Origin of the sequence: Cylindrospermopsis sp. CR12 (assembly GCF_001432185.1) — a bacterium.
Taxonomy (GTDB): domain Bacteria; phylum Cyanobacteriota; class Cyanobacteriia; order Cyanobacteriales; family Nostocaceae; genus Raphidiopsis; species Raphidiopsis raciborskii.
The window spans coordinates 1,755-22,484 of the sequence record NZ_LMVE01000126.1; the positions used below are offsets into that span (position 1 = coordinate 1,755).

At 39.5% G+C, this 20,730-nt stretch carries 25 protein-coding genes, 1 tRNA gene and 1 pseudogene; 16 read left to right on the plus strand and 11 right to left on the minus strand.

The genetic code is table 11. The features are described from left to right. Positions 1-131 (minus strand): annotated as a pseudogene (locus ASL19_RS18730) (Uma2 family endonuclease); the annotation flags it as partial. A 258-nt stretch (positions 132-389) separates the two neighbouring features. Between ASL19_RS18730 and ASL19_RS14130 the strand changes: the two are divergent. The 3 genes from ASL19_RS14130 (at position 390) to ASL19_RS14140 (ending at position 3,641) form a co-directional block, all read left to right on the plus strand. After that, positions 390-2,291, plus strand: coding sequence for a polysaccharide deacetylase family protein (locus ASL19_RS14130; protein ID WP_057178829.1), 1,902 nt, complete (start codon positions 390-392; stop codon positions 2,289-2,291). An 11-nt stretch (positions 2,292-2,302) separates the two neighbouring features. After that, the gene (locus ASL19_RS14135; RefSeq protein WP_057178830.1) at positions 2,303-3,124 is read left to right on the plus strand and encodes a tetratricopeptide repeat protein; all 822 of its coding nucleotides are present in this window, start codon (positions 2,303-2,305) and stop codon (positions 3,122-3,124) included. Between the two features lie 130 nt (positions 3,125-3,254). Then, the gene (locus tag ASL19_RS14140) at positions 3,255-3,641 is read left to right on the plus strand and encodes a hypothetical protein (RefSeq protein WP_006278438.1); all 387 of its coding nucleotides are present in this window, start codon (positions 3,255-3,257) and stop codon (positions 3,639-3,641) included. A gap of 26 nt (positions 3,642-3,667) precedes the next feature. On the opposite strand, the gene ASL19_RS14145 is transcribed toward ASL19_RS14140, so the two are convergent. Together ASL19_RS14145 and pxcA are read right to left on the minus strand one after the other, a co-directional pair. Continuing rightward, positions 3,668-4,849 (minus strand): hypothetical protein, encoded by a 1,182-nt coding sequence (locus tag ASL19_RS14145; RefSeq protein ID WP_057178831.1) that lies wholly within the window; start codon positions 4,847-4,849, stop codon positions 3,668-3,670. Positions 4,850-4,923: 74 nt separating this feature from the next. Next, positions 4,924-6,195: a proton extrusion protein PcxA gene (pxcA, locus tag ASL19_RS14150; protein ID WP_057178832.1), complete on the minus strand. Its 1,272-nt coding sequence runs from the start codon at positions 6,193-6,195 to the stop codon at positions 4,924-4,926. Positions 6,196-6,214: 19 nt separating this feature from the next. Between pxcA and ASL19_RS17685 the strand changes: the two genes are divergently transcribed. From ASL19_RS17685 to rpmA, 3 genes are all read left to right on the plus strand, one after another. Beyond that, positions 6,215-6,430, plus strand: a complete 216-nt coding sequence (locus ASL19_RS17685; RefSeq protein WP_141668815.1) for a hypothetical protein — start codon at positions 6,215-6,217, stop codon at positions 6,428-6,430. A gap of 79 nt (positions 6,431-6,509) precedes the next feature. Further along, complete coding sequence (gene rplU / locus ASL19_RS14155; RefSeq protein ID WP_006278435.1) at positions 6,510-6,911, plus strand: 50S ribosomal protein L21; 402 nt, start codon at positions 6,510-6,512, stop codon at positions 6,909-6,911. 49 nt (positions 6,912-6,960) lie between these two features. Further along, on the plus strand, positions 6,961-7,239 hold the full coding sequence (gene rpmA, locus ASL19_RS14160; protein ID WP_006278434.1) for a 50S ribosomal protein L27: 279 nt from the start codon (positions 6,961-6,963) through the stop codon (positions 7,237-7,239). A gap of 72 nt (positions 7,240-7,311) precedes the next feature. On the opposite strand, the gene ASL19_RS14165 is transcribed toward rpmA, so the two are convergent. Then, positions 7,312-7,737, minus strand: coding sequence for a hypothetical protein (locus tag ASL19_RS14165; protein ID WP_006278433.1), 426 nt, complete (start codon positions 7,735-7,737; stop codon positions 7,312-7,314). 203 nt (positions 7,738-7,940) lie between these two features. Between ASL19_RS14165 and cruF the strand changes: the two genes are divergently transcribed. Together cruF and cruG are read left to right on the plus strand one after the other, a co-directional pair. Beyond that, positions 7,941-8,867 carry a gamma-carotene 1'-hydroxylase CruF gene (cruF, locus tag ASL19_RS14170; RefSeq protein WP_006278432.1) on the plus strand — a complete coding sequence of 309 codons (927 nt, stop codon included), beginning with the start codon at positions 7,941-7,943 and terminating at the stop codon, positions 8,865-8,867. Between the two features lie 98 nt (positions 8,868-8,965). Then, a complete protein-coding gene (gene cruG, locus ASL19_RS14175) occupies positions 8,966-10,144 on the plus strand; it encodes a 2'-O-glycosyltransferase CruG (protein WP_057178833.1) in 1,179 nt (392 codons plus the stop codon). Positions 10,145-10,154: 10 nt separating this feature from the next. On the opposite strand, the gene rnhA is transcribed toward cruG, so the two are convergent. Next, entirely contained in the window at positions 10,155-11,075 is a 921-nt protein-coding gene (gene rnhA, locus ASL19_RS14180) for a ribonuclease HI (protein ID WP_057178834.1), read from the minus strand. 52 nt (positions 11,076-11,127) lie between these two features. After that, on the minus strand, positions 11,128-11,691 hold the full coding sequence (locus ASL19_RS14185; RefSeq protein WP_006278429.1) for a pyridoxamine 5'-phosphate oxidase family protein: 564 nt from the start codon (positions 11,689-11,691) through the stop codon (positions 11,128-11,130). A 70-nt stretch (positions 11,692-11,761) separates the two neighbouring features. On the opposite strand from ASL19_RS14185, the gene ASL19_RS14190 reads away from it, so the two are divergent. Beyond that, a complete protein-coding gene (locus ASL19_RS14190) occupies positions 11,762-12,727 on the plus strand; it encodes a 1-aminocyclopropane-1-carboxylate deaminase/D-cysteine desulfhydrase (protein WP_057178835.1) in 966 nt (321 codons plus the stop codon). Positions 12,728-12,732: 5 nt separating this feature from the next. On the opposite strand, the gene ASL19_RS14195 is transcribed toward ASL19_RS14190, so the two are convergent. Together ASL19_RS14195 and ASL19_RS14200 are read right to left on the minus strand one after the other, a co-directional pair. After that, positions 12,733-14,328: a nickel-dependent hydrogenase large subunit gene (locus ASL19_RS14195; RefSeq protein ID WP_006278427.1), complete on the minus strand. Its 1,596-nt coding sequence runs from the start codon at positions 14,326-14,328 to the stop codon at positions 12,733-12,735. A 43-nt stretch (positions 14,329-14,371) separates the two neighbouring features. Then, complete coding sequence (locus ASL19_RS14200) at positions 14,372-15,334, minus strand: hydrogenase small subunit (protein ID WP_006278426.1); 963 nt, start codon at positions 15,332-15,334, stop codon at positions 14,372-14,374. Positions 15,335-15,581: 247 nt separating this feature from the next. On the opposite strand from ASL19_RS14200, the gene pgeF reads away from it, so the two are divergent. After that, complete coding sequence (gene pgeF / locus ASL19_RS14205; protein ID WP_057178836.1) at positions 15,582-16,370, plus strand: peptidoglycan editing factor PgeF; 789 nt, start codon at positions 15,582-15,584, stop codon at positions 16,368-16,370. Here the strand turns inward: pgeF and ASL19_RS14210 are convergent. After that, positions 16,371-16,442 (minus strand) — tRNA-Thr (locus ASL19_RS14210). 37 nt (positions 16,443-16,479) lie between these two features. Between ASL19_RS14210 and ASL19_RS14215 the strand changes: the two genes are divergently transcribed. Further along, a complete protein-coding gene (locus tag ASL19_RS14215) occupies positions 16,480-16,713 on the plus strand; it encodes a DUF3493 domain-containing protein (protein ID WP_057178837.1) in 234 nt (77 codons plus the stop codon). A gap of 14 nt (positions 16,714-16,727) precedes the next feature. Here ASL19_RS14215 and ASL19_RS14220 read toward each other — a convergent pair whose 3' ends face one another. Further along, positions 16,728-17,318 carry a hypothetical protein gene (locus ASL19_RS14220; protein ID WP_057178838.1) on the minus strand — a complete coding sequence of 197 codons (591 nt, stop codon included), beginning with the start codon at positions 17,316-17,318 and terminating at the stop codon, positions 16,728-16,730. A gap of 71 nt (positions 17,319-17,389) precedes the next feature. After that, positions 17,390-17,815, minus strand: a complete 426-nt coding sequence (locus tag ASL19_RS14225) for a hypothetical protein (RefSeq protein ID WP_006278422.1) — start codon at positions 17,813-17,815, stop codon at positions 17,390-17,392. Positions 17,816-18,623: 808 nt separating this feature from the next. Between ASL19_RS14225 and gvpA (ASL19_RS14230) the strand changes: the two genes are divergently transcribed. The 5 genes from gvpA (ASL19_RS14230) to gvpC all read left to right on the plus strand — a co-directional run bounded on the left by gvpA (ASL19_RS14230) (position 18,624) and on the right by gvpC (position 20,552). After that, entirely contained in the window at positions 18,624-18,839 is a 216-nt protein-coding gene (gene gvpA, locus ASL19_RS14230) for a gas vesicle structural protein GvpA (RefSeq protein ID WP_057178839.1), read from the plus strand. Positions 18,840-18,946: 107 nt separating this feature from the next. Beyond that, a complete protein-coding gene (gene gvpA, locus ASL19_RS14235) occupies positions 18,947-19,162 on the plus strand; it encodes a gas vesicle structural protein GvpA (protein ID WP_057178839.1) in 216 nt (71 codons plus the stop codon). A gap of 107 nt (positions 19,163-19,269) precedes the next feature. Then, positions 19,270-19,485 (plus strand): gas vesicle structural protein GvpA, encoded by a 216-nt coding sequence (gene gvpA / locus ASL19_RS14240; protein ID WP_057178839.1) that lies wholly within the window; start codon positions 19,270-19,272, stop codon positions 19,483-19,485. An 83-nt stretch (positions 19,486-19,568) separates the two neighbouring features. After that, complete coding sequence (gene gvpA / locus ASL19_RS14245; RefSeq protein WP_057178839.1) at positions 19,569-19,784, plus strand: gas vesicle structural protein GvpA; 216 nt, start codon at positions 19,569-19,571, stop codon at positions 19,782-19,784. Between the two features lie 105 nt (positions 19,785-19,889). Continuing rightward, positions 19,890-20,552, plus strand: a complete 663-nt coding sequence (gene gvpC, locus ASL19_RS14250; RefSeq protein WP_057178840.1) for a gas vesicle protein GvpC — start codon at positions 19,890-19,892, stop codon at positions 20,550-20,552. The last annotated feature ends 178 nt before the right edge of the window (positions 20,553-20,730 follow it).

Consider the following 20,730-nt stretch of genomic DNA (forward strand, 5'->3'; position numbering starts at 1 on the left):
GTGTCAGGAGCCAGTTTAATTTTGTTATTACCCTCTACTGGATACCAAAATAAGTCCCCAGCCACAAACACATCTGGATTAGACTTAAATAGTATTTCCAGATTCTCTTTGATTTTCACAATCCATGTGAAAAGCCAAGTGGCTTCCGTCCCTTTCGGCGATTTTCTTGTGATAGAATTTGCGTCTAAAAATGGGAAGGAGGAAAAAGACAGTTCCCCTCCACCTGAAAAGGGCGATTACTTCGCGAGATCCCATAGGGAGTGCTTCGCAATCGTCATGTAGTACTCAAAAAAAGCAATGAGTCTATCTAACCCAATGGTAACCGGATCTATAGCCACTAAGCCAGGGATATATATATGATATATCTGAGTCTCAAAAATTGATTACCTATGACTTCTCGGTTGCCTAAGCTCCCCCACCCAACGCTTTTCCTAATCACAGCCCTACCTGTGGTAATTGCTGCCCTTTCATTTTCTTGGTATCAGAGATCAAGGTCATTCCAAGAGGCTAAATCCACACCTACACCTGTAGTTTCTACTACCCAATCTCCTGAAGCTCTTTTAAGTCAAGGCTTCCTCAGCTTGCAAAAGTATTGTGAATCACCACCATCCCCATCTGAAAATACACAGGCTCTATTAACCCCCCACTGTCCCAACTGGGTTCCTGGAGAAAGGATATTAGAAACATCATTCCAAAAACCAGAAGCAACCGTCCCAGAGAAAAAGTCACCTGGGTGGCTTCAATCTCTCAACCACATTATCACTGGGAATGCCAATACCCAAGAGCAAAACACACCTCCACCTAAACTACAGTCAGTTACCCCTTTCCCTGAATTGAACCGTCAAGCACGACTGGCTAGAGTTCCTATCTTCATGTATCATGACATCTTACCACAAAAACAAGTGTTTTTTGATGTTACACCGGAAGAATTAGAAGCTCACTTTCAACAGCTACAAAAAGAGGGGGTTACTCCCGTTAGCCCAGATTGGTTGTTAGCCCATTTGCGAACTGGTGCACCTCTCCCCGCCAAACCCGTATTGCTATCCTTTGATGATGGTTATGGGGGACATTACGAATATGTTTATCCTCTTTTAAAAAAATACAGTTTCCCAGCTATTTTTTCCGTCTATGTTAAAAAAATGGAGGGTAAGACGGCAAGATCTAGTCTAACATGGGAACAGTTAAGGGAAATGGCAGCCAGTCCCTTGGTAACCATTGCTTCCCATTCTGTCAACCATCCTCGGGATTTACGACAACTTTCCGAGGAGGAACTTTCATCGGAAGTGATAGATTCAAAACGGATTTTACAGGAGCGTTTAGGTATTCCGATCAACTATTTTACCTATCCTGAGGGGAAATTAGATGAAAGAGTTAGGGCGCGGGTAATTGCTGCTGGTTATCAGATGGCTTTTTCCATGGATGATGTAGATGAAAAATTTGTTGGTGATTCCCCCGATTTATTTACCCTAGGTAGGTTTGGACAGTCCCGTCTTGGAGAAATCGCTCCCCTAGCTTGGGGTGGATATCCAGCACCGGTAGATCGTACAAATTTCAACTTTAATGTTGACATTGAAAAACGAGAATACAAGGTAAATAACACAGAACTAATTCTTATTGGCGGAGGTATTCCAGGTACATTTCATGCCGACAGCCGCTATCAATTACCAGATATGCTAAAAGATACACAAGTAGTTGCTGCGGTTGATGGAGGTTTCTTTTCCTTAAAATACCTAGACTCTAATACGATGATTGGACCAGTTTTGAGTGGCAATCGTGGTTTTATTCCTGGTAATGCCAGTGAAAACTTGAAATTGCGAGACCGTCCCCTAGTCCTAATTAACCCCCATTCGGTTAGTTTTATACCTTTTGTTCCGGAAACCCACAATACCCTCGAGGGAATTCAAGCAACTTCACCGGAAAATAAGGGCGTAACGGATGCCTTCGTGGGTGCAGCATGGTTAGTAAGAAATAATACACCTCGACCTGCTGCTGATTTTGGTAACTTATATGACTATGATGCTGCTCGTCATCGAGCCTTTTGGGGGATCAATTTAGCAGGAATGCCAGTAATTGGGGTGACAAAAACTCCTGTAGGTTCTGTATCTTTGGGGGAGATTCTCTATCAGTTAGGATTTCGGGATGCGGTGATGCTTGATTCGGGTGCTAGCACTTCTCTTTCATATCGAGGCAAATCCTTAGTAGCTTATACTCCTCGTCCAGTTCCCCATGCGGTTGTCCTTGTAGCACCTCAAAACCCACAACCTGTTCCTACCCAATCCCCAAATAATTAGAGACTCAATCAATGGCAAATATGGTTGGTAAAATTAAAAGTATTAGTAACACTAACAATAGAAATATTCATAGTGCTATTACTAGTATAATATGTATGATAAGTTTGACGGCTGTGAGTAATATTATGGGATGCAGCAAAAATGTATTACCCAATAATATGGACTATTCCTCAACTTCCCCTATTTTTACGCCTTCCCACACTTTCACTAGTTCTAGTAAGTCTAAAACTGCTGCGGCTAAATTGCGACAATTAGGACTGAGATATCGCCAGCAAGGGCGTTATACAGATGCTATTATCTCCTTAGAAGAGGCCACCTCTGTGGAACCAGAAAATCTTTCTGGACAGGTTTTATTGGGTTGGACTTTACACCTTGGTGGTAGAGAAGCATCTGCTATGAAGGTATTAGAGCAAGTATTAGAGAAAGATGCTAATTATATTCCTGCATTAAATGCTTTGGGAATAGTTTATCTAGTGAGTGGAGATTTAGACAAAGCAGTAATAACTCATGAGCGTGCAAAAGAAATAAGGGCAAATAATGAAATCGCCTATTATAATCTAACTCTCGCTTATCAACGTCTAAAGAAGTATGATTTAGCAATAGCACGGGGTAAACAAGCCACAATTTTAGAACCCACCAATCCCCATCCTTGGGTTGCTTTGGCATTGGTTTATTGGGGACAAGGGATGAAAACACAAGCACGACAAACTTATAACCAAGCAGTACAGTTGGACTCTCGTTATGGACAATCTAAATTTTTAATTAACCTTAAACAAGCTGGGTTCAGTGAAGAACAGATAGATAATGTAAGAGAGATTGTAAAAATCCTCTAAAATATAGCTTGTGCCAAAACGCGATAAACAGAGTAGATGAATAAAATTGAGTGCATGCGTTTTGGCTTCTGTCGGGTTGCTCGATCAATAAAAATGGTAGAATAGGAATAGAGTATAAAAAATTAAACGAATGAATTCTAATAACTTACAACAAAATCTTGATAGATTCCGTCCCTGGTTAACCTTATTAGCAGTAACCTGGTTGTTAGCATCTTTGGGTCTAGGTTGGTTGGTAAACTCTTTAATAGTTATTTTCACTCTGTTCCTGATTATACCATTTGTGGCATTTTTTGGCTTTCGCTGGTGGTTGCAAGGGAATTTAGTGACTGATAAATGTCCAGTTTGTGCATTTGAATCAACCGGTTTAAATAATACCCAACTCCAATGTCCCAATTGTGGTGAGCAACTATCAGTGAAAAATGGTAGATTTAGCCGTTTAACACCAGAAGGTACAATTGATGTCACAGCAGTGGATGTGACAACAGTTGAAATAACAGCTAAATCACCGGAAGAATAAACTGCATTTATTAATTTTGCTTTTTTTCACTTTTTCACCAGAATATAGGCACTGGCGTATTCTGGTAGTTGTCTAATATACTGCCTAAATTCCGTTTGATTTTTAAAAACACCCGCTAGGTAGTCTAACTGATGTAGGTTGGGTAAGAATGCTCCACCCGTGTCCGCTACCACTCCCATTTGTAGACGTTTATTTTTTCCCTGGTTATATTCAATTAATACCACTCTTCCTAAACCAATATTCAGCACGTCTCCAGCAAAAGTGACACCTGGTTTAATGGAAATTTTCGCGTCTATTTTATATCCATAACCTTTGATTTGGTCAACTGGTCTGAAATACCAATAACGCTTTTGTAGTGTGTCCTTGACTCCTCTTATGTAGGATATGCCATTATTTCTGTCTACGTTAAAAAATCCCTTAGAACCATCGGTAAAATTAATTAATATTGTCCCCTGCATTAATGCTTCCTCCAGTCCTTGACGAGTCAAATATGCTAGAGTTTCTACTTTGCCAAATTCCTTTCCACCTGGTTCATAAATTCCAGATAGTACGTCCTGCTTGGTGTATTTAGTGTAAAATTTATCGGTGGCTAAATTGTCTTTTAAGCTATAAATTGGTATGTTGTATGTACTTGTTTTGATATGAGAACCAGGATGAGTGAAAACCGCATACTTTGTAATTCTCAGTTGTTTTTGTTCTGGTTTATCTGGATTATAAGCTTTCCATTTAATTACCCGAAAATTGGCATTAATAAAATTAGGATCTTGCAGTCGGGGAGGTCGGTTTTTCTTCAGATCTTCCCGTAAGGTGCTAATCATAAAATCTAGGGTTTTTAGCACATCTTCTACCTTAACGCCTTGACTTACTAATAATCCATTTCGAGAAATATTTTGATCCTTTTGAGAATAATCTTGAAAATATTTCCTGGTATTTGTCAGTACAAACAATAAATCGTTGGCATTAAAACTCACTTTTGTATTTGGTAATTTCATGGGTTCTAAAATAGACTTCCCATTCAGACTATATTTATATTTTTGCCATTCATCAATCACCGAATAAAAGACAGATGAATCCTGGGGTTGCTCAATTCTTGGCTGTGTATGTAAGGGCTTATTGGTTGCGTGTAGAAATTGATATTGATTTACACCGATAACTGATAGAAAGGTGATCATACCCGCTAAAATTTGAACTTTGAGACCCAATCGCATGTTAATCATAAGCTGTGTTTAGACTTTTTAGACTTTGTAAAAAGAATTATTTCAGAAATTGTAGATTTTGTCTATTATTCATCCATTTCCTTTAAGGTGGCTAAAGCGGAGGGGGATAACCGACTCAAATAACGGAAAATCCAATATTTGAAGATGGTGTTTAAAATTACGGGGAAAGTAGCAATAAAAAGGAATATGACATTTCTATTTGCTGGTAATCCCAAGTGTTCTGCTAGACTTTCTAAAATAATTTCCCAACCATGGGGAGAGTGGAAACCTACAAATATATCCGTTATTAAAATAATTAGAAAAGCTTTGGCACTATCACTTAACCCATAGGCTATTTTATCTAACAATGACTGAACTACCTCTATATCTTTTTTTCTCCAACCAATAATAATGGCAAAGGAGATTAATGATATGACATCGGCAAATATATTACCTATAGCCAGACTACTATCACGACGAAATTCCTCTGCTAGATCCAATGCTTTATCTTTTACCTCTAGTTCTATTTCTTCAACAGATAAAGGGGGTGCCGTATGTAATAAATTTTGGAACTGCAATTTTCTCTCGAAGTTTTTCAGTTCATTCATTGCTTTTTCCTCCATTTCTCGGTTTAAAAACACTCTTTGATTATCTTGACTCATCCACTGAGTAAATAGAGGTGTAAATAATAAGTTTTTAGAAAAATTTTGTACTATTAATGGGATAATTATTATTAATAGGAGGAATCTAATTCCTATCCTAGTTTTATTTCTAGAAATGCGGTAGTTGTTGATGAAATCACTCTCTGCTGTTGGGGTGAAGTCCTTAGCAATTTTACTCAAAGTTCTGGCAATTGATCCGGGAAATACTCCTTTTTTTTGATTATCATTGGAGTCTACATCTGTTGATTTATTATTGAATTGAACTTCTTTATCACTGGTTTTTAATGGTTGTGTAATTTCCATGTATTTACTATCATTACGCTTTTGAGTATAATTGCCGATAACTTCATCAATAAATTTAAGTTTTTCTAAGAGATCATTATCATAAACATATTGATTGTTGGTATCGGTAGATCTATCGGTAAAAGTCATGCCTAAATTAAATTCTGCCAGTCGAATTTTAATGGTAGTTAAATTTCTATTCAGGTCCCCTTGCCAAAATTCCATGAGATTACCACTATAGTTTGCAGACTGAGGGGAAATTTTTTGCCCGTTAAACTGTTGAATTTCAATATTTCTAATCTCCCAAGCAGCTCGATAAGCCGCTAAAACAGCTCTGTGGGGAGTGTTAATAATCCAGCTTTTCAACCCAATCCAATAGGTTGTGATTCTTTGATAGGGATCCTTAGTATTCATGATGATGAGGGAATGTATTTTGGTTCATTCGAAAATTGCCACACGCAGTTGGCTTCTTACATTAGACGAAGTCAAGCCCAAGTTGCAAATTCACCTTGACAAACACGGTGGAACGGTTTATTATGGTTGGTTGTGCACTAATTTGGGAGTATATACCAAAACCACGTCAAGTGGAATCAGTGCCAATCGTCTCTCTCATTCTCGCTCGGATCAGGTAGACACCAAAGGCTGGTAAAAAGCATACTACAGCTATAGACAGAAGATCTTTATGGATCAATGCCAGCTACCTGTACGGCAAATTTAAGGACAATCCCATGACTTACGCAATTATTGAAACCGGTGGCAAACAGTTAAAAGTAGAAGCAGGTCGTTTCTACGATATTGAACTACTCCACGCTCAACCAGATGAAAAAGTAACTATAGACGCAGTGTTACTTGTGCAACATGAGAATGGACTGTCCATAGGGCAACCAAGAGTCTCTGGTGCAACGGTAGAAGCAACTGTCTTACGGCATTTTCGAGGTCGTAAGGTCTTGGTTTACAAGATGAAACCCAAGAAGAAAACTCGCAAAAAACGTGGGCACCGTCAGGAAATTACTAGGCTTTTGATTAACTCTATTAAGCTTAATGGCGAAACTCTTGCCCATCAAGACTCTCCCCTTTCTCCTGAACTCCTTCCACTGGAAGACCCAGGTCTTGATTTGCAAGGTGAATGATAAGTTTAACCTTAATTTGAATTTAATTTGACAAGTTTGAGAGGAAAATATGGCTCATAAGAAAGGTACAGGAAGTACACGAAATGGTCGCGATTCTAATGCTCAACGCCTGGGTGTAAAGCGTTTTGGTGGACAGGTTGTACGTGCAGGAAACATCCTAGTACGCCAGCGTGGCACTAAGTTCCATCCTGGTAATAATGTTGGCATTGGCAATGATGACACCTTGTTTGCTTTAATTGATGGTGTGGTCACTTTTGAAAGAAAGGGCAAAAGTCGCAAAAAGGTTAGTGTTTATCCCCGTGTTACTGAGGAAGCGGTAGCCAGCTAGTTATCCGTGGGTGGAATAGGGGGAAATGGGTAAAAATTAAGCCCCCTTGCACTTGCTTTAATTCTAGTGTTCTTAAACAAATGTCTTCCACAAAGCGCCTAATCCTAAGCCTGAAAAGGAAAATAGGGAGATCAACCAAAAAGTTAGGCCTGGTTTCAATCCTTGGGACTGAAAGTCTATCTTAGCTAGTATGGTTGAGGAAATAATTAGTAAAGCATCTAGAAATACTCTAAACCAAGCAATCATCAGGAAAAACAAAAAAGCCGCTAAAATTGTCACTGCAAAACTCTTGAGATTTGATTCGAACAATATAGTGTAAAAACTGACTATTTCTGACAGTGGAGTAGTTAAGCTGTTTAACAAGAGCAATAGTCCAACCCCAAGTATAAACCAGAAAAATAGGGGGGGGTTAGTCTCCGATACTAGCCAACCCAGGGCGATGTAGCTAAGAAATACCAAAATTAGAGACAACCAAGGAACTTTTTGCAATATTGACATATTAGGGGGAGATGGTTATTTGAGTCCACGGACGTTTATACTTACTTATACTTCCCATTTTTACCGTATATGCTATAAGATTAACTAACTTTTAACTTTTTGATGGACTTTCTAACCCTGGAAATTTAGTTGGGTTAAGATATTAAAGATTTGTAAATTAGTGTAACCAAGTGTCATCTTTCAAGAAAGGTCAGGGACTAATCATGAGACAACTAGTGATTTTTGAGCGCGTATGCCTGATTGGTCATATCGTTTCTATGGTTTTCGGGCTCGTGGGAATACTACTGGTAATTCCCAATGCTGAGTTAATTTTTGAAGAGGTACTAAATTTATCAGAAGTAGGACAAACAGCCATGCAGTGGAGTATGGCTGGTGGTGGTGTTGCTTACATGATTTTAGGTGCTGTAGGTGTTTTCCTCTATGCTGTCCGAAACTTAGGTTTGGCAAGATCCCTATATTTCTTGATTCCATCTTTATCTATTTCTTTGACTAGTGAGTTATTGGGAACCAGTACAGGTTTTCCTTTTGGTCACTATAGCTATTTAAGTGGTTTGGGTTATAAAATTGCAGGTCTCGTACCTTTCACTATTCCTTTATCTTGGTTTTATGTGGGAATTGTATCATACTTGTTAGGACGTACTGGTTTCGATGTAGATAGAAAACCTACTTTACTGCGTCATTTAGGTGCGATCGCATTGGGAGCTTTATTGCTCACCTCTTGGGATTTTGTGTTGGATCCAGCAATGAGTCAGACGTCCTTACCATTTTGGTATTGGCATCAACCAGGTTCTTTCTTTGGCATGCCTTATCAAAATTTTGCTGGTTGGTTTGGCACCGGTTCTTTGTTTATGACAGTATCAGCCTTATTATGGAGAAATAACCCAATTAATTTGGAAAGATCCCAATTAAACGTAGCCCTAATAGTGTATCTAGCCAACTTTGGTTTTGCTACTGTTATGAGTTTAGCTGCTGGGTTCCCTATTCCTATAATTTTGGGTCTATTCCTAGGAGTTGCACCTGCTATCCTATTATGGTCAAAAGCGCCTAGTAAATCCATTTCTGCAGGACTAGAGTCAGGAAATCAGTCGGTGATGAGCAATGTTAATAATGTTAATGTTGTTTTAAAATAATCCTCCAGTGCTGGGTGAATAAAAGTTCAGATTTTTCACTCAGCACTGCGTCATAAATCTCTTTAGAGAAAGTTAATAGAAGTAACGGTATAAAGATCTTGATTAGAGAAGCCAGTATTTCCCTAGAATTACCCCTAATATTGCTAGTGTTTCAGGTTCCAGCAGTGCTAATTTTAATCTCACGGTTGCTGAAAGGACCAACAAGACACCCACCCATAGAACCACAACAACCCACCCCTGATATGTTAGGCAGCGTAAGTGTGATTGTGCCGACTTTAAATGAAGCCCTACGCATCACTCCTTTACTAAGCGGTCTGACTCGACAAAGCTACGAGGTTAGGGAAGTAATTGTTGTTGATAGCAGATCCAAGGATGGCACTCCGGATTTAGTTAAAGCAGTACAACAAAAAGATCCTCGATTTCGGGTTATGACAGATGACCCCCTACCTACTGGTTGGGTAGGTCGTCCTTGGGCCTTACATAATGGCTTTTTGTTTAGCTGTGAGGAGAGTAAGTGGTTTTTGGGAATGGATGCGGATATTCAACCCCATCCTGGGCTAGTAGCTAGTCTAGTTAGAACTGCTGAAGCTGAAGGCTATGATTTGGTTTCCCTGTCTCCTCAGTTTATCCTTAAGTATCCGGGTGAATGTTGGTTGCAACCCTCCCTGTTATTAACACTGTTATACAGATTTGATCCGGCTGGTACTCGTACATCCCAGCCTGAAAGGGTAATGGCCAATGGGCAGTGTTTCCTATGTCGACGCTCAGTTTTGGCCACTATGAATGGTTATACTAGTGCCAGGAGTTCCTTTTGTGATGATGTTACTTTGGCTCGCAATATTGCTGCTGCGGGGTTTAAAGTGGGTTTTTTAGATGGAGCTAGGGTTTTTCAAGTGCGAATGTATGAGGGCGCCATGGAAACCTGGAAAGAATGGGGTCGTAGTTTGGATTTAAAGGATGCTTCCCCACCTGGTCAAGTTTGGGGGGATCTGTGGTTATTGTTCTGTGTTCAAGGTTTACCCCTACCGGTGATTTTAGCATTCTTGCTGGTTTCCCCATCCCCCTATCTCCCTGGTTCCCTTTTATTGGCGTTAAATGTTTTTTTATTGAGCATCCGCTTTGCTCTACTGCTGGCAATTTCTCCTTCCTATGACCGAACAAATGCTTATGGTGGTTGGTTATTTTGGCTTTCCCCTTTCTCTGACCCTCTAGCAGTTATACGCATCTTTTTATCAGCACTTCGCACTCCTAAAGAGTGGCGTGGTAGAAAGTATTGATTAGTGTTAATTAATTATCATCCTTTTCCACTTGATCGCCCCTTTCCAGCTCCCACAAAATCTGATTCCCTTCTCGTCTGACTCGTGACACTATCCAGTTACGCCATCTCCACTGATCACCGCGACTTGTCACTGCACTGGCATGAACATCCATTAAATCTGCTAGTTCGGAACTGGTGATTAAGTAACCTTTCTGGGCAATTTCGTCCCCAATCTTTAGGGTTTCCATGAGATTACGGATTTGTAATATTCTCATTTCCGGGGGTTTTTCTTCCTGTGTCACCACAGATATTCCTGTAGATGTTTCCATAGTTCTTTCTTCCAATAAACAAGTTCTACCTTCCAACATATTTTGAGCAATTTTTGCTGATTTTGTTGGATAATCAGATACTTTTGTTACATCTCTTTGAGTTATTTGGGTTAAGGTTTCTTGACAATTAGTTAGCAACTGTTGGGGGGATAATTGTTGCAAAGGGGGAATTTTGCCACTCGCAAAAGAACGGGCAATAACATCGCATCTTTCATTACCTATATCACCCGCATGTCCACGTACATGTTGCCACCTGACTAGCTTGGTGTTCAGCTTGTCTATAATTTTTAGTAGCTCTTGGTTTTGCACCGGAGTGCCATCTGATTTTTTCCAACCCTTTTTTTTCCATCCATGTATCCATTTAGTCACACTATTAATTAGATATTCGCTATCGCTATATAGAGTAATAGGTTCAACTTGTCCGGATTGAGCTAATAATTGAAGTGCCCCGATCGCAGCTTGGATTTCCATTTGATTGTTTGTAGTGTAGTCAGATGCTTCCCCCATTTCATGAATTGAACCATCATGAAAGTAAACAACCACACCCCAACCACCAGGACCTGGGTTTCCCTTGCAAGCTCCATCGGTATATATACTTTTAATTATGCGTTGATTTGACATGATAATTGGTTAAAAGTCTACTTGGAGTTTATTCATATATCATATCCTTCAGTTATTTTTGATGATGCAATTGGGACAAAGGAGTTGACAACCCATCGATACTAACAAAATTTTTCTGCTGATGATATTCTCTAATACCTAGTTGGCCCTTTTTCATAGCCCAACCGATCAAAGTTTGTCTTTGTCCAAGGTATTCATAAAGTGGTACTCCAAAACCACAGGAAGTTTGTATTCTGTCAATATCCGCAACAATGATTTGTCTCGTTCCAACTATGGGAGGAAATAAGGAATATAATTGATCCCACTCATAATCATCAGGTAAAATAGTTCTTCCCTGACCATAGAGTCTGAGAATGCAGGGAGGTTCTTGGAAAGCACAAAACATGAAAGTAATTCTGCCATTTTCTAACAGATGAGCAGAGGTTTCGTTACCACTACCTGTTAAATCCAAATAAGCAACCCGGTGGGGTGAAATGACTCGAAAACTGTCTAATCCCTTGGGAGAAACATTAACGTGGCCTGTGGAACTTAGAGGAGCTGTGCCAACCAAAAAAATATGCTGCTTGGCGATAAATCCTTGTAACTCCTCCGTAATAGAGTTAAAAACCTTAGCCATAAATAATTGGGATTTGCTAATATTTTTCTTGAGCGGTTATTTTATATTCCCAGATTAACTGCTGATACAAATGTCGTCAATATTTTTATCTCCTCCCATCCAAAAAATTCACAATCCCCTAGCTGACCATTTAAGTATTGAGTTATATGTTTTACGCTTAGATTTAATACATTTACAGATAAATGGTAACAAATGGTTTAAGTTGAAATACAATCTCTTGGAAGCGAAACATAACCAGTGTACCAGCTTGCTAACCTTTGGTGGTGCATATTCCAATCATATTTTTGCTACTGCAGCTGCGGGTAGGATTTTTGGCTTTGAAACTATTGGTGTTATCCGGGGAGAACCAACCCTACCTCTTAACCCTACCCTGCGCTTCGCCCAGGAACAAGGTATGAAATTATTATATTGCGATCGCCAAACTTACCGACAACGTCATACACAAGAAGTTCAGGAAGAGTTCAAAAAACAGTTACCAAGATCCTCAAATGAAACCTTTATTATTCCTGAAGGTGGTGGTAATTTAAATGGCGTGCGCGGGTGTATGGAAATCATGCAAGATCTACAATTTTTTGATATAATTTGCCTAGCTTGTGGTACAGCTACCACCCTCACAGGTATTGCTCTATCACCCGGGGGTAGAACCAACTTACCAACAAGAATTATGGGCTTTCCCGTATTGAAAGATGCCAGATTTTTAGAGAGGGAAATAGACAGACTAATCAGCGACTACCTAAACTCTAAGCTACCCACTTTGGTAAATCATCCTACGTCTTGGCAATTAATCTATGATTACCATTTTGGCGGATACGGAAAAATAGATCAACAACTAATTCAATTCTGTCACCAATTCCATCAACAACATCATATACCACTAGATTATATATACACTGGTAAAATGTTTTATGGAGTTATAAACTTGTTAAAACAAGGATTTTTCCCACCGAGTAAAATATTACTAATACATACTGGTGGGTTACAGGGAAATTTAGGAATAGAGCAAAAACTCACCCAAAAAAGGGATAATGACCCCTAACCCCTTTAAGCAGTGCGAAAGCGAGCCAACTCCTGACCGGTTTTAGCATCATGAGCATGAACCGTGCAGACCAAACAAGAATCAAAAGAACGAGCAACATGTCCTACTTCCACCGGATCCGTAGGATCAGTAATGGGAGTACCAATTAACGCCTGCTCCACAGGTCCAAGATGACCATTACCATCACGAGGTCCAATATTCCAAGTTCCGGGAGCAATAACCTGGTAGCTCTTAATCTTACCCTCAGCAATTTCTATCCAGTGACATAAAGCACCTCTAGCTGCTTCCGTCGCTCCCCAACCTTTACCATCTTTTTCTTGGGGTTTAATATACCAAGGTTCGTTTAATTTAAACTCTCTCAAACAACGTTCTGCTTGACGATATAACTTAACCAGCTCATGAACCCTAGCCAATTGTCTGAGATGAACACTTGCACCACCCATTTTTTTAAAAACATCCAAAATAAATGGGTCATAATGTTGCCAAGTTTCTCCACCATTCCCACCTGCAACTAATTGACGTGCCAAAGGACCTGCTTCCAATCTACCTAAATCTTGATGAAGGACTGCACTAGACCAAGAATAAGCACCGACAAAATCCTTTTGGTTGTTAATAGTTGGGGAAGTCTTGCGATCGCTTGGATGCCAATCCTGAGTACCTTCATCATACCAAGAATGGGTTAAATTTTCGCGAGTAAAAGCCTGATTCATAATAGAATGTTGATCTTTGTGACCATCATAAACACCACCCTTCATAATCACTGCTGCATTGCGCCCATCAATAGTAGGTTTATTATATTTATCCTCATGAGGTAAATATCCCCAGGTAACAAATTTTTCCACACCCACACCATACTTATCCAGTCCAATCTCTAAACCCATACGCCAATACAAACCCAGATCAGATTCTCTGTGTTTAATATCCTCCTCCAACCAAGTTTGAAAATCCTGATATGATTGAATTTCCTCATATCTTTCCAATGAACAACCCAACCACACCGGTTCTAACCAATTAGTGCGAAAATATTCTAACATTCCCCAAGCGCGGGTAATATCACTGAGAGAGGGGGCGCACATCACACCACCGGGCACCATATAACTGCTGTGAGGCCATTGCCCTCCTAATAAAGCGTAGATTTCCACCGGTTTAGCAGAAATAGTGACACCAAGTTCGTATGATTTGCCTGTAAAAGCAGCAAAGCGACGACAAGCTTCATCATAAAAATGACTACTGCGATAATTCTGGTGAGTTAAATCAATAGCAAATAATCCGTAAAAATAACGAGGGATACTTTGAATCGTCTCCACAATTTGACCTAAATTTCTAGCCAAAATTGCATTTCTAGGAACCTCTGTTTGCCAAGCAGTATCTAAAGCCCAAGATGCAGAACTTAAATGAGAACCACCGCAAATACCACAAATTCTGGGAGTAACAATTAGTCCAGCTTGAGGATCCTTATCGCGTAAAATGATTTCAAAACCGCGAAAAAGTTCTGCATGAGTCCAAGCGTTTGTCACGTATCCATCTTCTATTTCCACTCGGACATCTAAATCACCCTCAACTCTACCAACGGGTGCAATATCTAATGTTTGAATTGGCATATTTTTACAGCATTAGCAATGGGTTGACAGTAATTGTTTAGATCTAAACCAAAAAGAAATCCTCATCAGTCCATTTTGGTGCAGTATCCTTGGCTACAACCGTGAATACCGCATAATCTTTAGGATTAACCCCTGGGGGTATTTCCTTGGGAACACCCATAATGGTTTGGGTCTTAAATACTGTTCCCGGTTTTAGATCATGAAAAGGAAATTCCGGTTCTGTACAACCAATACAGGGCATACCAGCACGGGTTTTTGATGATACTCCATTCCACAAAATCCGATTACAGGAGGAATGGGTCATGGGTCCACGACAACCTAAGTCATAAAACAAACAACCTTTGCGATCGCCAAATTCTGTAGTTGTTGCCCTATAAGCAAAGTGAATATTGCGGGTACAACCGGTTTCAGCAAAGGTATTAAAGAAAGTTTGGGGACGATGTAGTTCATCTAAAGCAATATCACTTATACGTCCAGTAGCAATTGCCACTAATATTTGCGATATCCAATCGGGGTGAGCGGGACATCCGGGGATATTAATTACTGGTAACCCGCCCTTACTAATAAAATCTTCACCTAAAAACCCGCCCTTTTTCCGTTTGAGGAACTGTAAACCTTGAGATTCACTGGGGTTAGGTGACATAGCGGGAATACCCCCCCAAGTAGCACAGTCTCCAATAGCAACTACAAAATTAGCAGCTTTGGCCAAATCTTCTAACCATTGTTTCATGGGACGGTCAGCAAAGCGATTCCACTCCCCAGTACCATTGGGAGCGTTGACGACAGTACCTTCAAACACCAGGATATCCAGGGGAGTTTTACCCAAAATACATTCCCACAATAGGGTTTGTAGGTTGGTGCCCATTTCTAAACCCAGGGAGGGATGCCAGAGAATCTTAATTCCAAAGTCAGCTATCAGGTCACAAGCGGTGGGATCCTCCGCATTTAAAAAGGACATGGTGTCACCAGAACAAGCACCACCTTGTAGCCAAAGTACATTAGTCATTGGGTATATTGTGTCGTGATGGGGAAGGTTGTTAGTTTGCAGTCGTTTTAAGGTAAAAATACACAGAGAAGCGGAAACTTATAGATTTTAATTAGATTTTGATTAGATTATGTTAACCTTAATATCAAATTTCCTTCCGATGTTAATGTGACCAAAACCAAAAAATTATGATGTATAATAGTGTTACCTTAATTAATTAGATTGTTGGTTTTGTCGTTTTTTTATTAATTTATTTTTTATTTTGCAGATGCACACTTGGCAATGGCAAGAATGGCAAAGTCTACCATATCTTACTTGTAGTATTTTGACACCCTGGTCCCATGGGTTTTTTACCCAGCAGTTTTGGCCTCTCCCACCTCATGAATTGACTAGGGTATTACAACCACAGGCCAGCACTTATCGTTTAAAACAAGTTCATGGTAATATAGTGTTGACACCCCAGGAGGTAAATCAGTATTTAACTGAATTTGGTGATGAACTGGCGTTAGCAGATGGTTTAATTACCCAGGAAGCGCAACAAGCTGTTTGGGTTGCTTCTGCTGACTGCACGCCCGTTTTAATCGCTGATGCAAAAACAGGAAAAGTGGCAGCCCTACATGCGGGTTGGCGAGGTACAGCAGCTAGAATTGTTCCTCAAGCAATTGAAAAAATGCTATCTCATGGTAGTAGATTGGAGGACTTACGCATTGCTATGGGTCCTGCGATTGCTGGAGAGGTTTACCAGGTTTCTCTGGAAGTGGCAATTCAAATCGGAAGTTCGATTTTACCCGACCATGAACCGGAGAGAATAGTTGCTACTTTACAGAGTTTATCAGATTCTCCCCTTTTACCCGATGCAGAACCAGGCAAGATTCGTTTAGATGTCCGTCGGATTAATGTTTTACAATTGGAAGAGTTAGGAATTAATTCAACTCAAATTGCTGTTGCTCCTTATTGCACGTATCAATGCCCTGAACACTTTTTTTCTTACCGAAGACAAAGGGAGAAAAAAGTTCAGTGGTCGGGAATTGTCAGTGTGGAACTAGATGGAAATTAAAGCCGATGATGGGATTTGAACCCACGACCTGCTGATTACGAATCAGCTGCACTACCACTGTGCTACATCGGCACAAACAATATATAACCATAACACAATCTCGGAAAAAATGCTAGACCCAAATATTAAAAATCGCTTAAAAGCTGAAATAGGTTCGCCCTATAAAGGACTAAGACAATTTATTTATATTGGTATGGGTGCTTCTGGTCTTATAGGTGCCTTTGTGTTTTTCTTTCAAATATTGGCCGGTAGGAACCAAGCTCTACCTAATTTTGCCCTGCAAGTAGGAATTGTTGCTATAATGGCCTTATTATGGAAATGGGAACGCAAAAGCAAAACCTAGGGTTACCTTAAACTTTAATCATACAACCAAGTGTTATTAGAAAAGTCGTCCTTTTTTGTATCTGCTTTAGACTTGTCTATAAATATTCCCGGAGGACTGTAAGATTTTCTGGGGTTGATAACTAAGGACTTGGCAACATCTTTTGTTGGTTGTGTGGATTGGACAGATTCCCCCGTAGAATTGGGTATGACTTGTTGAGCTGGTTGCTGTTTGAGTTGATTGTTTTCCTCTATTAGAGTAGAATTGGATTCAGCTAATTTTAGAGCGGTTTTTTTCGTCTCGTAGAGTTCCTTACCTAATTTCTCCGAGAGAGACCTTTGTTCTGATAAGGCGTTCTTCAATTCACATATTTCCTGCTGCATAGCAGTTTCTCGGACATGGTATCTGTTCAGGGACTCCTGAAGTTCTTGTACTGTAACTCCCCAGTGCAGACCGTTAGAATTATCACTGGTGGAATTACTTGAGACTATGGTGACAGAGTTAGATCCATCTTCAGGGAGTTCCAGATCTGGAATCTTTTTTGCTGTGGTTTCAACCACAGATTCATCGGGAGTGAACTTTTGAACTTCCTCTTGTAGTAGATCAGTGAGACGTTTTCTAGGCATTATATTCTCCGTGTTAAATATATTATCTTGTTTTATACATAAATGTTTTGACAAACAGGAGAGTTAGGTAATTAAACCACTATTTGCTCAATCATTTTCTGCTCCAACAAGTCTAGTAAAGTATCCACATCTTGGTTTACCCGTTCAAAGCATGTGCGGGGTGACGATTCAGGAGCGAACTGAATCAACTTAATTTCTCCTTGGCCAATCCCAATCATCAAAACCTCAGTTTCTGGGTTATTATTATCTATGATTCCCAAAAGTTCTTGGAGTCGTTTTTCCACCCGCTCATTTAATTTTTCTACTGCTTCTTGAGGACAATAGACAAAATGAGGCTGAGGTTGTAAATCAATACCAATAGTCCCCTGACTACTGCCATTTTCTAACCACAACCCCCAATATAAAGCTGCTAACTCCTGCTGGTTTTCTTTGACAAACTTATCTAGCTGCCTATGCCATTTTCTATCACTTATTTGCGGGTTTGGATTGTTAAACATAATTCGAGACACAGAAAATTATATGTCAACCATCGTAACACGAAGGTGTGCCTAGCTAACTAAGAATTACAGATCACATTCATTCACGCTTGCCGGAAATTCAGCCTATTCCTTAAATAAATGTTAATTTTTGTAAACATTTATTAAATTAACCGCGCCTAATTTTACATAATAAATTTCATTAGTATGACTCGAGACCTTACACCATTCTACTAGCTAGAATTTTAAACAAGTTATATTAGAGCTGTTGGGAAATTGAACCAAATTCTCAGGAAAGTAATCACTGCAGTGAAGGTTGGGATTCGTAAACTCTAATTTCTTCTATTCAAATCTGACAAATACTACTATGTATGAAAATATTATACTCAAAGTATTTAACTAGATAATTCGTGCTTTTTTATAGTTTACATTACAATATAAATGTATTTTACTTGTAATATTTTCAGTATAAATATGGATTTGTATACAGTTAAGAAAGTAAAATTTTACCTTCTCATATTTGAATCATTTTCTTTATCAATGTAATAAATGCAAGTACAAACAATAAGTAATTTCTATTAAGAGTATAGAATGACACCCATAACAATTGTAAAGTTTTTTGTTTTTCAATTGGAAATGCTTTACATCAAAAACAAATAGTGGTATTCATATTTATGGTGAACCACCAAAACAATCTTCCAGGTCAAAACCGGTTTGGGGTAAGCACTCAAATGAGTTGTTTCACCCGATTCCTCTCCGTGTTAGTCAGTTAGGTTGTTATAATTAGGTTCAGTCAACAAAAACAACAATGAGTTAAAGGTGCAAAACAATGGCAGTTGAAAAAACCAATTCTTCCTCCAGCTTGGCAGAAGTAATCGACAGAATCCTAGACAAAGGTATCGTAGTAGATGCTTGGGTTCGTGTATCCTTAGTAGGTATTGAACTATTAGCAGTTGAAGCTCGTATCGTTATTGCTTCCGTAGAAACCTACTTGAAGTATGCAGAAGCAGTAGGATTGACCCAATCCGCAGCTGTACCTGCTTAATTTTTTTGATTCGTAATTTTATTTACTAAGGCAGGGCAAACTAGAGAAAAACTGGTTGTTCTGCCCAGTGGTTCCAGAAAACAACAATTAATTAAAGGTGCAAAACAATGGCAGTTGAAAAGACCAATTCTTCCTCTAGCTTGGCAGAAGTAATTGACAGAATTTTAGACAAAGGTATCGTAGTAGATGCTTGGGTTCGTGTATCCTTAGTAGGTATCGAACTACTAGCAGTTGAAGCTCGTATCGTTATTGCTTCCGTAGAAACCTACTTGAAGTATGCAGAAGCAGTAGGATTGACCCAATCCGCAGCTGTACCTGCTTAATTTTTTTGATTCGTAATTTTATTTACTAAGGCAGGGCAAGCTAGAAAAAAACTGGTTGTTCTGCCCAGTGGTTCCAGAAAACAACAATTAATTAAAGGTGCAAAACAATGGCAGTTGAAAAGACCAATTCTTCCTCTAGCTTGGCAGAAGTAATTGACAGAATTTTAGACAAAGGTATCGTAGTAGATGCTTGGGTTCGTGTATCCTTAGTAGGTATCGAACTACTAGCAGTTGAAGCTCGTATCGTTATTGCTTCCGTAGAAACCTACTTGAAGTATGCAGAAGCAGTAGGATTGACCCAATCCGCAGCTGTACCTGCTTAATTTTCTGACTTTGATTTAGCAGAACAACAATATGTTCTGCTAGAAAAATCTAACTAACAACAATTAATTAAAGGTGCAAAACAATGGCAGTTGAAAAGACCAATTCTTCCTCTAGCTTGGCAGAAGTAATCGACAGAATCCTAGACAAAGGTATCGTAGTAGATGCTTGGGTTCGTGTATCCTTAGTAGGTATCGAACTACTAGCAGTTGAAGCTCGTATCGTTATTGCTTCCGTAGAAACCTACTTGAAGTATGCAGAAGCAGTAGGATTGACCCAATCCGCAGCTGTACCTGCTTAATTTTTTTATTAGACTACGCCAATAACCAAGTGGTAAGAAGTTCACTAGATTTGTTTTAGTCTGGTGAATCTTCTCCCATTGATGTTGATATTTGAGGAGGACTTCATGGTCGCTTTGTTGCAAAAGATCAGACTGGAAAATCAGTCAATATTTCAAGAGGTCAACGATTTTCTTTCCACAAGGAAAAGTAATAGACTTGCGCAAGCTCAGAAGCAAGCCGAGGATTTAAGCCAATTTCGCCAACAACTAGAGCAAGAAATTGATCAGTTCTTAGCAAAAACCGCTCAATCTCGTCAAGCTCAAGCTCAGGCTCAAGCCCAAGAACTATATCAGTTCCGCTCTCAGCTAGAGCAAGAAACCAATGAGTTTTTGACAAAGACCACTCAAGCTCGCCATGCTCAAGCTCAAAATCAAGCAGCTGAATTAAGCGCTTTCCACAAAGAACTAGAGCAAAAAACAGAAGTGTTTCTGGCAGATACAGCGAAAGCTCGCATTGCCCAAGCTCAAAAACAAGCAGCTGAATTAAGCGCTTTCCACAAAGAACTAGAGCAAAAAACCAGTGCTTTTTTGGCAGATACAGCTAAAACTCGTATTGACGAAGCTCAAAAGCAAGCAGCAGAGTTAAGTGCTTTCCATAAAGAACTGGAGCAAAAAACTAGTGCTTTCTTGACAGCTACAACTAGCGATCGCGCTGCCAAAGCATCTGCCCAAAAAGAGGCATTGCGTCAGTTCCGCCAAGATCTATTTTTGAGTGTTATTGGTGTGTAAGGTGCTGATATATCAGGCAAATTAATTCAAATATTTTGCCTCTGACCCATCCGCATGATATTCTAGTCAAACGAAGGCCTCCTAGAGCAACAGTTTTCGAACTGAAGATTAGGAGGCACTAAACATATAACAATGAGTTTTAAAGTGCAGTTTTGATGCAGTCGTTCGTACCTGAGTC